At 65.4% G+C, this 11,869-nt stretch carries 12 protein-coding genes; 11 read left to right on the forward strand and 1 reads right to left on the reverse strand.

Annotated elements, in window-relative coordinates:
- Window positions 1–54 precede the first annotated feature (54 nt).
- From tig to V6M39_RS15710, 5 genes are all read left to right on the forward strand, one after another.
- Window positions 55–1,482, forward strand: a complete 1,428-nt coding sequence (gene tig / locus V6M39_RS15690) for a trigger factor (protein WP_332644752.1) — start codon at window positions 55–57, stop codon at window positions 1,480–1,482.
- Window positions 1,483–1,551: 69 nt separating this feature from the next.
- Window positions 1,552–2,811, forward strand: a complete 1,260-nt coding sequence (locus V6M39_RS15695; RefSeq protein WP_332644753.1) for an esterase/lipase family protein — start codon at window positions 1,552–1,554, stop codon at window positions 2,809–2,811.
- A 22-nt stretch (window positions 2,812–2,833) separates the two neighbouring features.
- Complete coding sequence (locus V6M39_RS15700; RefSeq protein WP_332644754.1) at window positions 2,834–3,295, forward strand: SRPBCC family protein; 462 nt, start codon at window positions 2,834–2,836, stop codon at window positions 3,293–3,295.
- Entirely contained in the window at window positions 3,295–3,768 is a 474-nt protein-coding gene (locus V6M39_RS15705; protein WP_332644755.1) for an SRPBCC family protein, read from the forward strand. Before V6M39_RS15700 ends, V6M39_RS15705 begins: the two co-directional genes overlap by 1 nt.
- Window positions 3,765–4,178, forward strand: a complete 414-nt coding sequence (locus V6M39_RS15710; protein ID WP_332644756.1) for a hypothetical protein — start codon at window positions 3,765–3,767, stop codon at window positions 4,176–4,178. Before V6M39_RS15705 ends, V6M39_RS15710 begins: the two co-directional genes overlap by 4 nt.
- Before the next feature lie 13 nt (window positions 4,179–4,191).
- Here V6M39_RS15710 and V6M39_RS15715 read toward each other — a convergent pair whose 3' ends face one another.
- Entirely contained in the window at window positions 4,192–4,929 is a 738-nt protein-coding gene (locus V6M39_RS15715; protein ID WP_332644757.1) for a GntR family transcriptional regulator, read from the reverse strand.
- 120 nt (window positions 4,930–5,049) lie between these two features.
- On the opposite strand from V6M39_RS15715, the gene V6M39_RS15720 reads away from it, so the two are divergent.
- The 6 genes from V6M39_RS15720 to V6M39_RS15745 all read left to right on the forward strand — a co-directional run.
- Window positions 5,050–5,943 carry a TIM barrel protein gene (locus V6M39_RS15720; RefSeq protein WP_332644758.1) on the forward strand — a complete coding sequence of 298 codons (894 nt, stop codon included), beginning with the start codon at window positions 5,050–5,052 and terminating at the stop codon, window positions 5,941–5,943.
- Between the two features lie 23 nt (window positions 5,944–5,966).
- The gene (gene iolC / locus V6M39_RS15725; protein ID WP_332644763.1) at window positions 5,967–6,899 is read left to right on the forward strand and encodes a 5-dehydro-2-deoxygluconokinase; all 933 of its coding nucleotides are present in this window, start codon (window positions 5,967–5,969) and stop codon (window positions 6,897–6,899) included.
- Window positions 6,896–7,786, forward strand: coding sequence for a Cgl0159 family (beta/alpha)8-fold protein (locus V6M39_RS15730; RefSeq protein WP_332644759.1), 891 nt, complete (start codon window positions 6,896–6,898; stop codon window positions 7,784–7,786). The genes iolC and V6M39_RS15730 overlap by 4 nt, the downstream gene beginning before the upstream one ends.
- Complete coding sequence (iolB, locus tag V6M39_RS15735) at window positions 7,783–8,649, forward strand: 5-deoxy-glucuronate isomerase (RefSeq protein WP_332644760.1); 867 nt, start codon at window positions 7,783–7,785, stop codon at window positions 8,647–8,649. Before V6M39_RS15730 ends, iolB begins: the two co-directional genes overlap by 4 nt.
- Entirely contained in the window at window positions 8,646–10,577 is a 1,932-nt protein-coding gene (gene iolD / locus V6M39_RS15740) for a 3D-(3,5/4)-trihydroxycyclohexane-1,2-dione acylhydrolase (decyclizing) (protein ID WP_332644761.1), read from the forward strand. Before iolB ends, iolD begins: the two co-directional genes overlap by 4 nt.
- Window positions 10,574–11,869 (forward strand): CoA-acylating methylmalonate-semialdehyde dehydrogenase (locus tag V6M39_RS15745; protein WP_332644762.1); only part of this gene is annotated, 1,296 nt, incomplete at its 3' end. The genes iolD and V6M39_RS15745, both read left to right, overlap by 4 nt.

Below are 11,869 nucleotides of genomic sequence, written 5' to 3' on the forward strand. Positions count from 1 at the left end.
GAGTCGCCCGCTGCGCCCCCAAGCGCCACATCCCACATACGCAGGAGTCAGCACGTGAAAAGCAGCACCGAGTCCCTGAGCCCGACACGGGTCAAGCTCACCATCGAGGTGCCGTTCGAGGAGTTCGAGCCCAGCCTCCAGTCGGCTTACAAGACGATCTCTTCGCAGATCACGATCCCCGGCTTCCGCAAGGGCAAGATCCCCAACACGATCGTCGACCAGCGTGTGGGTCGCCCCGCGGTCCTCGACGAAGCCATCAACAGCGCGCTGCCCGGTTGGTACAGCCAGGCACTCCAGGACACCAAGACCCAGCCGCTCAGCCAGCCGGACATCGACCTGACGAAGTTCGTCGACGGCGAGCCGATCGAGATCACCGCCGAGCTCGACGTCCGTCCCGAGCTCGTCCTCCCCGACGTCTCCAAGATCGCCGTCACAGTTGCCGATGCCGCAGTGACCGCCGATGACGTTGACGAGCAGCTCGAAGAACTGCGCAAGCGCTTCGCGACATTCGCCGAGGTTGAGCGTGCCGCCGCCGATGGCGACTTCGTCACGATCGACCTTTCGGCCGCCCAGAACGGCAAGCCGATCGAGGCTGCCCAGGCTGAAGGCATGCCCTACACGATCGGCTCGGCCACGATGCTCGACGGCCTCAACGAGGCGATCATCGGTCTCAAGGCCGGGGAGTCCAACACGTTCTCGACTCAACTCGCCGGTGGCGACATGGTCGGCGAAGACGCTGACGTGACGGTTGTCCTCAAGGACGTCAAGGAGCAGCAGCTTCCTGACCTCGACGACGACTTCGCCCAGACCGCGTCGCAGTTCGACACGCTCGAAGAGCTTCGTACCGATCTGACCGATCGCGTGACTCGCGGCAAGCGCATGGAGCAGGCCAACGAAGCCCGCGACCTGATCCTTGACGAGATCGTCAGCAAGATCGACGCTCCGCTGCCCGAGAACCTCGTCACGGAGGAGCTCGACTCGCGCCGCCAGCAGATCGAGCAGCAGCTTGAGATGGCCGGCATCCCGTTCGAGACCTACCTCGCTGACGAAGAGCAGACGAAGGAAGAGTTCGAGGCTGAACTCGAGAAGCGGGTACGTGAAGCGCTCATCGCGCAGTTCGTGCTCGACCAGGTCGTCGCAACCGAGGAGTTCGGCATCGATGACGCCGAGCTCTCGGCACACATCATGCGTCGCGCCCAGCAGTCGGGCGAAGAGCCCAGCGCCTACATCCAGCACATCATGGAGCACAACCACGTGCCCGAGATGGTCAGCGAAGTATTGCGCGGCAAGGCCCTCGCATCGCTCGTCGAGTCGGCTCAGGTCAAGGACAAGTCCGGTACGGAGATCGAGCTTTCGCGTCTGCTGGCTGACGGTACCTACAGCGACGAGGCGCCCGCCGACGAGGCCGACGCCGCTGCCACCCCCGCCAAGAAGGCCGCCAAGAAGGCACCTGCCAAGAAGGCCGCAGCCAAGAAGGCTTGACGCCGGGAGTGACCAAGAACGCGTTGCCGGAATTGCCACTTCGTGTGGCAAGACCGGCACACTGGTGTCATGCCCGCCGACACCGCACGCACGACTGACGTCGCTGCACTCGCGCTCGACTACGGCGATCGACTGATCGTCGGGACGATTCGCGACCTGCATCAGGCCGTCACGTCGCGCGCGTTTCGGGCCACCCGCGTCATCGGCAGCCAGGTTCCCGAGTCGCTGCATGATGCGGCGGTGACCAGCGTCTATGGCGCGATATCTGGTCTGCTGCGTCTGTCGAGCGGCTCGATCCGGGCATTGTCGAGCAAGGGTGTGGGTCGTCCGATCGAGAGCTCACGTCGTGGCCGCCTCATCGTGGCTGCGGTCAACGGACTGATCGGCGACGAGCTGCGCATGCTCGATGACCCGCAGGCCATCACGATGTCGATCCGGGTCGACGGTGAGGACATCCCCGCAACGGGTTGGCCGTTGGCCGAGGCGTTCCGCGGTGCCTCCAGCCATCCGGTCGTCTTCTTGCACGGTCTGTGCGAGAACGACGAGTCGTGGAGCAACTCCGCTGAGAAGTGGGGCACGACGTACGCCCAGCGCGTCACCGCCGAGACCGACGGCACGCCGGTCATGCTCCGCTACAACACTGGCCTTCACATCTCCGAGAACGGCAAACATCTCGACACGTTGCTTCAGCAGCTCGTGGCTTCGTGGCCGGTCGCTGTCACCCGCATCACCCTGGTCGGCCACTCGATGGGCGGTCTCGTCGTTCGCGCGGCCACCAACCACGCCACGGCGTCAGGCCAGACGTGGCAGCACCTCGTACGCGATGTCGTCTGCCTCGGAACACCCCACGCTGGCGCCAATCTCGAGAAGGTTGCGTACATCGGTTCGCGCTTGCTCCGGTTCTGGCCCGAGTCGGCACCGTTCAGCTCAATCCTTGAGAGCCGCTCGGCGGGGATCGTGGACCTGCGCCACGGCTACATCACCCAGGATGAGTGGGAAGGCCAGGACCTCACCGAACAGTGGGGCCTTGACCGCATTGCGGCCGCGCCGCTCCCGCACTCCGAATACCATTTTGTTGCTGCCACTCTCGGCGCCTCGCAGGGTCACCCGTTGAGCTCGGTGCTCGGTGACCTGCTCGTCCACTTCTCGTCGGCAACCGGAGTGGGACGGACGGGTGCGATCGTCGAAGGCGCGCGGTTCGAATACCTCCCGAGCGCTCACCATTTTGCGCTCCTCAACCACCCACAGGTGGGAGACTGGCTCGTCACGTGGCTCAACGCCCGCACGCGCACGATGCGAGCACTTCCGGCGGCGCCACGACAGGCCTGAACGAACCGACCTGAGGAGCACCATGGCCGTGAAGCAGTTGATCGAGGGAAGCGTCGAGATCGCCGCTCCACCCGAGAAGGTATGGGCCCTTGTGTCTGACCTCCGGCGCATGTCCGAGTGGAGCCCGCAGGTGCTCAAGCAGATCGTTCTGGGACGCAGTGTCAAGCACGGCACCCGTACGTTCAACATCAACGGTCAGGGCAAGCTGCGCTGGCCGACGACCGCCAAGGTTGTCGAGTTCGAGCCCAACAAGAAGCTCGCCTTCAAGATCGTCGAGAACCGCTCGGTTTGGACGTACGAGCTGGAGCCCACGGCAGCAGGCACCCTCCTCACTGAGTCACGCACCATCCCCAATGGCACCACCAAGTTCTCCGACGTCAGCGTTGACAAGGGTCTCGGCGGCGCCGAGACCTTCGAGGCGTCGCTCAGCGTCGGCATCAGCACAACACTGGAGCGAATCAAGGCCGCGGCGGAGGCTGCCTGATGGGTCAGCCACCACTCGTGGCCGAGATCGAGATCGCCGCGTCGCCCGAAGACGTGTGGGCAGCAATCTCCGATGTGCCATCCATGAAGAAGCGCAGTCCCGAGCTCGTCGTCATGCGGACCTTCGGGAAACCCAAGGTCGGCCGTCGGAGCCTCAACATCAACCGGCGCAAGGGCTTTGCCTGGCCGACGACGGCTCGCATCACGCGTTGGAAGCCTCCGACCAATGACAGCGGCAATGGATCGTTCGCGTTCCACGTCTGGCCGACCGACGTGGAGTGGTCCTACGACCTCGAGCCGACCTCGACTGGCACTCGGGTCGTCGAGCGTCGCACGGCGCTGCCCGATCCGTCGCTGTCCGTACGGCTCACCGCCAAGTGGGCTCTCGGCGGCGCCGACAACCATGACACCGAACTGCTCGCGGGTATGAACGCGACCCTCGCGGCGCTCAAGGCCGAGGTCGAGCCAGGATGATGGGCAAGTTTTTCCAGACCCTGTGGGCCTCTGGCCCGTCGACACCGTTGTCCAAGTACACGGCTGCCAACGGTGTCCTGTACGTCGTGTTCGGCGTCGTTGTCTATGCCTGGCCGGAGGTGACGCAGCTGATCGGCGCCGCTGATTTCGAGGCGGGGGAGTCCGGGCTGGTGCGCGTCCTGGGCTTCGTCATGGGCGTGATCGGCTGGTTCTACATCATGGGAGCGCGGACCCGTGCCGACTCGTTCGGGCTCGCAACTGTCTTCGACCGGGTGTTGATCGTGCCGGTCTTCCTGTTGGCTCTGGTTGCGACGGACACGGTCGATGCCGGACTCGTCGTGCCGTTCGCAATTTTGGATCCGGTCCTCGGTCTGGGCGCGCTGACAGTCTGGCTCCGCACCAGGGACTAGCGGCTGACGGGCCTCAGCGGTCGACGAGTGTCAGCTCGAACGCGTAGAGATCGGGGCGGTAGGCGTGCTTCCCGTACTCGACGGCGCGACCGGCGTTGTCGTACGCGGTCCGCTGCATCGTCAGCAGGGGAGCGCCCTTCTTTTCGTCGAGCAGTGCTGCTTCGTCGGAGGTGGCGCTTCGCGCGCCGATGCGCTGCCGGGCCACTCGCATGAGGATTCCGCAGGCCCGCAAGTGGGCGTAGAGCCCGTTCTCCTCGAGGTCGACCGCTTCGAGGTCCACGACGTCGACGGGTATGAAGTTGTGCATCAGCGCAAGTGGCTGAGCTCCGACGTATCGGATGCGTTCAAGGGACCACACGTCCTCGCCAACGTCCAGCTGTAGCTCACGAGAGACGTCCTCGTCCGCGGGCACCTTGCCGACGGCGACAACTTCGGTCCGGGGTTTTTGCCCAGCTGCGCTGAGGTCGTCGAACAGGCTGGTCAGCTCGACCGAGCGACGTATCTTGCCGCGTACGACCTGGGTGCCAACGCCGCGTTTGCGGACCAGCATGCCCTTGTCGACGAGCACCTGGATGGCTTGGCGCATCGTCGGTCGTGACAGTCCGAGGTCCGCCGCAAGGGCGATCTCGTTGGCAATACGTTCTCCGGGCGCGATCTCGCCGCTGAGGATGGCTTGCTCGAAATGCTCTGCAACCTGAAAGTAAAGCGGCACAGGGCTGGAGCGATCGAGCGTGAACTTCGTGCCGGGCATGCGCACAATCTAGCCGCAAATGTACGTACGTCAATATGTCATGACAAAGGCTTGACAAGCCGTGTGATGGGAGACACACTCGACCCTGATACTTTGTCAGCACAAACCAAAAGGACGAGCATGACCGTGAGCGATCTCCGCCCCGCCGGTCCCCGAGTGGCCGGCGCCCCCATCTCCTGGGGGGTCTGTGAAGTACCCGACTGGGGCTACCAGATGCCCCGCGAACGGGTTATGGCCGAGATGGAGACCTTGGGCCTGATGGCAACCGAGTTCGGCCCTGAGGGCTTCCTGCCTGATGCGCCCGAGGCCAAGAAGGCCTTCCTTGAGACCTATCACCTCCAAGCCGTCGGCGGCTTCTTGCCAGTGCTGCTTCATGACCCGGCCAGCGACCCGCTGGCCAGCGTTGACGTCTTCATCGACAACTGTCTCGCGACCGGTGCCGGCGTCGTCGTCCTTGCCGCATCGACTGGTGTTGCGGGCTATGACGCCCGACCGGTTCTCGACGAGCTGCAGTGGAAGACCCTGCTGAGCAATCTCGACCGCATTGCCGACCATGCGGTCGAGCGCGGCGTCATCGCCGTCGTCCACCCGCACATCGGCACGATGGTCGAGAACGCCGACGACGTGCAGCGCGTCGTTGATGGCTCGCACATCGGCTTCTGCATCGACACGGGTCACCTCGCCGCAGCTGGCGCCGACCCGGTGTCGATCACGCTCGCCAACCTCGATCGCGTCAAGCACGTGCATCTCAAGGACGTCGACACCGCAAAGGCCGCCAAGGTCGTCGCCGGCGAGGTGTCGTTCTCAGACGCCGTTGCTGACGGTATGTGGCAAGTCCTGGGTGAGGGGGATGTCGACATCGCCGCGATGATCGCCGCGCTGCGTGATGCGGGTTACGACGGTTGGTACGTGCTCGAGCAGGATCTGATGCTCAAGAACGGCGAGCCTGAGGGTGTCGGCCCCATCGCCAATGTCCGGAAGTGCCTCGACTTCGTCACGGCGGCCCTGGCGTGACCAATACGCACGAACTCATCACGATGGGACGCGTCGGCGTCGACGTCTATCCCAACCAGGTGGGGGTAGGTCTCGAAGACGTCTCGACGTTCACCAAGTTCCTCGGTGGCAGCTCCACAAATGTGGCCGTCGCCGCAGCTCGCCTCGGTCATCGCGCAGCCACCATCACGCGCACGGGAGGCGACCCGTTCGGGAAGTTCGTCCACCAGGCACTCCAGGGCTTCGGCGTCGACGATACGTGGGTGACCTCAGTCCCGGACGTGCCGACACCGGTGGTGTTCTGCGAGATATTCCCGCCCGACGACTTCCCGCTCTACTTCTACCGCGGCGAAAAGGCTCCCGACCTGCACATCAGCCCCGATGAGCTCGACTACGACGCGATCCGCGCCGCTGACATCTTCTGGGTCACCGTCACGGGACTGTCGCAGGAACCGAGTCGCGAGGCCCACCAGGCAGCGCTGGAGGCTCGCGCCGGGCATGGCACCACGATCATTGACCTCGACTATCGGCCGATGTTCTGGGACAACGCCGATGCGGCGACCGCTCAGATCAGCAAGGTTCTGCCCTACGTCACAGTCGCGCTCGGCAACAAGCAGGAATGCGAGGTCGCGATCGGCGAGACCGAGCCTCACGCAGCGGCCAAGGCGCTCCGGGATGCGGGCGTCGACCTTGCCATCGTGAAGCAGGGTCCGGCCGGTGTGCTTGGCGTACGCGGTGACGAGTCCGTCGTCGTCCCACCCGTCCCGGTCGATGTCGTCAACGGCCTCGGCGCCGGCGACGCGTTCGGTGGCGCACTCGTACACGGTCTGCTGACCAACGCCTCGCTGCAGGACATGCTCGCCACCGCCAACGCCGCTGGCTCCTTTGTGGCCGGACAGATGTCCTGCGCCGACGCCATGCCCACCGCCGATCAGCTGTCGGCCTACATGAAGAACAACCAAGGAGTTGCGCGATGACCGCCGTCACCGCCAAGAGCATCGCCGGGATCGTCGAGACCCGTGCCCTGCACCCCGAGCGCATCGCCGAACTGGCTCGTGCCCGCACGCAGCCCAAGGGTCTGGTCGGCGAGACCGGACGCCTGATGCTCATCGCGACCGATCATCCAGCGCGCGGTGCACTGCGGGCCGGTGACAACCCGCTCGCGATGGGTGACCGAGTCGCCTTGCTCGACCGGATCGTGCGTGCGCTCGATCGGCCCGGCGTCGACGGATTCCTCGGCACCGCCGACCTGATCGAGGACCTGCTGATCCTCGGCGCGCTCGAGGGCAAAGTCGTCATCGGCTCGATGAACCGCGGCGGCCTGGCCGGGACTGCGTTCGAGATTGATGACCGCTTCACGGCCTACACCGCAGACGCCATCTCATCAGCGGGCTACCAGGGCGGCAAGATGCTGTTCCGCATCGACCCCAGCGACCCGAGCACCGTGGCGACGATGGAGTCCGTGGCCAAGGCGGTCGACAGTCTCGCCGAACGTCAGCTGATGGCGATGGTCGAACCCTTCATCTCCGGTCGTGACGGCTCCGGGCGCATCCGCAACGACCTCTCGACCGAAGCGGTCGTCCGGTCGGCCACCGTGGCAGCAGGACTCGGCTCGACATCCGCACACACGTGGCTCAAGATGCCGGTCATCGATGACATGGAGACGGTTCTGGCGTCGACGACGCTTCCCGTGCTTTTGCTCGGCGGCGAGGTTGGTGCCGACCAGGATGCGCAGTTCGCGGCGTGGTCCAAGGCGCTCGCAAGTCCCATGGTCAAAGGGATGGTCGTCGGTCGATCGCTGCTCTTCCCGCCCGACGGCAATGTTGAGGCTGCCGTCGACGCCACCGTGGAGATGATGGCATGAGCCAAGTCCTACGTGCAGGGGAGGCGGCGGTTGCGCCATTTGCTCTCGAGATCACTGCCAAGTCAGCTGGCTGGGACCACTGCGGGCTGCGGATTCTCGAGCTCGCTCCCGGTCAGAGCGAGAAGCTCGGCACGGAGGACTCGGAGCATGTCGTCGTGTCGCTCGGCGGCGCTGCTGACGTGACGGCTGATGGCGCAGCGTTCGCGCTCGAAGGGCGGGAGCACGTGTTCGCCGGACCCAGTGACGTGGTCTACGTCCCGCGTGACGCCGAGCTCACGATCACCAGTGCGGCTGGCGGACGTTTCGCTCTCGCCTCCGCACGCTGCGAACACAAGCTGCCTGCCGCATACCTTGCCAAGGCCGATGTGCCGGTCGAGCTGCGCGGGGCGGGGCAGGCGAGCCGACAGGTGAACAACTTTGGAGTTCCCGGCGTTCTCGAGGCCGACCGCATCATCGCCTGTGAGGTGCTGACCCCGGGCGGCAACTGGTCGTCGTGGCCCCCTCACAAGCACGACGAGGAGCGCGATGGCGAGACTGCGCTCGAGGAGATCTACTACTTCGAGGTGGCTGACGGACCGACGGGACCGGGCATCGGCTTCCAGCGCGTCTACGGCCACACGGGCGCTGACATCGACGTCACAGCCGAGATCCGCAGCGGCGACGCGGTGCTCATCCCGCACGGTTGGCACGGCCCGTCGATCGCGGCGCCTGGCTACGACCTCTACTACCTCAACGTGATGGCCGGTCCCGGCGAGAAGCGCGCCTGGCTGATCTGCGACGACCCCGCACATACGTGGGTACGCGACTCCTGGGCAGACCAACCGATCGACCCCAGACTCCCATTTGGCGAGGTGAAGGCATGAGTGAACGTCTGACCGTCGGCCAAGCCGTCGTGCGGTTCCTCGAGGCACAGTATGTCGAGCGTGACGGCGTGGAGAACGCCTTCTTTGCCGGCTGCTGGGGCATCTTCGGCCACGGCAACGTAGCCGGAGTCGGTCAGGCGCTGCTCGAACGTGAGCTGTCGGGTGAGCCGTCGCACCTTCGCTACTTCCAGGGTCGCAATGAGCAGGCCATGGTGCATGCGTCCGTTGCGTACGCACGCCAGCGCGACCGGCTCGCGGCGATGGCCGTCACAGCGTCCGTCGGGCCGGGCGCGACGAACATGATCACCGGTGCCGCGCTGGCCACCATCAACCGACTTCCCGTGCTTCTGCTGCCTGGCGACACGTTCGCCACCAAGGTTGCCAATCCTGTGCTCCAGGAGCTCGAGGATCCCGCCAACGGCGACGTGTCCGTCAATGACGCGTTCCGCCCGGTGTCGGCCTACTTCGACCGCGTGCACCGCCCCGAACAGCTCGCTCCGGCGCTGCTCAACGCGATGCGCGTGCTCACCGACCCGGCGGCGACCGGTGCCGTGACCATTGCGTTGCCGCAGGACGTACAGGCTGAGGCTTGGGACTGGCCGGATGAGCTCTTCGCCAAGCGGGTATGGCACGTCGCACGCCCGACGGTCGAGCGCGCCGCCCTGGAGCGCGCCGTGGCGGCCATCAGCGCAGCGAAACGTCCGCTGATCGTTGCTGGCGGAGGCGTGACTTACAGCCGGGCGAACGACGCCCTGCGTGCCCTCGCGGAGTCGACTGGCATCCCGGTGGCGGAGACCCAGGCAGGCAAGGGTGCGCTTCCATATGACCACCCGCAGTCCGTCGGAGCGATCGGGGCAACCGGTACCACCGCGGCGAACGCCCTTGCCGCTGAAGCTGACCTGGTCATCGGAGTCGGCACCCGCTACAGCGACTTCACGACCGCTTCGCACACAGTGTTCGCTGCCGAAGACGTACGGTTCGTCAACCTCAACGTCTCGGCGTTCGATGCCCACAAATTGTCGGCGACCAGCCTTGTCGCCGACGCGCGAGAAGGCCTGCTCGCCCTGGCTGCCGCGCTGGACAAGTGGACCGCGCCGAAGACCCACACCGCTGGCGCCACCAAGCTGGCAGGGGAGTGGGACGCAATCGTCCAGGCCGCCTACGACGTCGATGCTGAGCCATTGCCGGCGCAGTCGGCGGTGATCGGCGTCGTCAACGAGCTCTCCGCACCCCGTGACGTGGTGCTGTGTGCGGCAGGCTCCATGCCGGGAGATCTTCACAAGCTGTGGCGTACGCGTGACCGCAAGGGCTATCACGTCGAGTACGGCTTCTCCTGCATGGGCTACGAGATCGCAGGCGGTCTGGGCGTACGCATGGCGGTCGAGGACGAGCACACTCTGTTCGACGAGGCTGGTCGCGACGTGTTCGTCATGGTTGGTGACGGTTCCTATCTCATGATGAACACCGAGCTCGTCACGGCGGTGGCCGAGGGGATCAAGGTCATCGTGGTCCTGGTGCAGAACCACGGCTTCGCCTCGATCGGTGCCCTGTCAGAGTCGCTCGGATCGCAGCGATTCGGTACGCAGTACCGCTACCGCACGCCGACAGGTCTCGACGGCGATCGGCTTCCGGTCGACCTTGCGGCGAACGCCGCAAGCCTGGGCGCTGACGTCATCCGTGCCGAGGGCATCGACGGGTTCCGCAAGGCCGTGGTCCAAGCGAAGGCATCGCCGCGTACGACGGTGATCCACGTCGAGACGAACCCGCTGATTCCAGCGCCCGACAGTCCGGCCTGGTGGGACGTGCCGGTAGCTGAGACCTCAGCGCTCGACTCGACCCGCACCGCCCGCGCGACCTACGAAGACCACAAGAAGGGCCAGCGCCACCACCTCGCGCCGGCTTCCAACGACACGAAGGACGACGCATGACGCAATACGACCACTATGTGAATGGCGCGAGCTTCCAGGGTGAGAGTGACCGCTTCGGCGACGTGTTCGACCCCGCGCTCGGCACTCCCAAGTCCCAGGTTCGCCTCGCGGCTGCTGGTGACGTGGATGCCGCAGTCGTCGCGGCCGCGAAGGCCTACGAGACGTGGAGCGAGGTCTCCGTGACAGCTCGCTCACGCGTCATGTTCGCGTTCCGTGAGCTGTTGGTGCAGCACGAGGACGAGCTGGCCGCCATCATCTCGTCCGAGCACGGCAAGACGATCGACGACGCCAAGGGTGAGGTCGTACGTGGTCGCGAGGTCGTGGAGTTCGCCTGCGGCATCCCGCAACTGCTCAAGGGCGAGTACAACGACCAGGTATCCGGTGGCGTCGACACGCATTCGTTCCGCCAACCGCTCGGCGTGGTCGCCGGGATCACCCCGTTCAACTTCCCGATCATGGTTCCGCTGTGGATGCACCCGGTGGCGATTGCGACTGGCAATACCTTCATCCTCAAGCCTTCCGAGCGGGTCCCGGGTGCATCTGACCTCGTCGCTCGGCTCTACACCGAGGCCGGCCTGCCGGACGGCGTGTTCAATGTCGTGCACGGCGACAAGGTCGCGGTCGACGCGATCCTCGAGCACCCGGGAATTGCTGCAGTCTCGTTCGTGGGCTCGACCCCGATCGCGAAGTACGTGCACGAGAACGCCTCGCGTACCGGCAAGCGAGTACAAGCGCTCGGCGGTGCCAAGAACCACGCCGTCGTGATGCCTGACGCCGACCTCGACTTCGCCGCCGACCACATCGTCGCAGCCGGCTACGGATCCGCTGGGCAGCGATGCATGGCCATCTCCGCCGTAGTTGCCGTCGGGCTGAGCGCCGACACTCTGGTCGACAAGATCCGAGAGCGTTCGGTCGGTCTCAACGTGTCGGTGGGCACAGATCCCGATGCCGAGATGGGTCCCGTCGTGACCCAGGCGTCGCGTGACCGCATCGTTGACTACATCGGTCAGGGTGAGTCCGCCGGTGCCAAGGTCATCGTGGACGGCAGAGACCTGGTCGTCGATGGCCACGAGGAGGGCTTCTTCGTCGGCCCTTCACTGTTGGACAACGTCACCACTGACATGTCGGTCTACACCGACGAGATCTTCGGACCCGTGCTCACCGTGCTACGGGTTCCGACGCTGGATGCCGCGATCGAGCTCATCAACTCGAACCCGTACGGCAACGGCACCGCCGTGTTCACTTCCTCGGGTGAGGTGGCACGAACCTTCCAGCGGAAGGTCCACGTGGGC

The sequence above is a fragment of the Aeromicrobium sp. genome, assembly GCF_036675695.1.
Lineage (GTDB): Bacteria > Actinomycetota > Actinomycetes > Propionibacteriales > Nocardioidaceae > Aeromicrobium.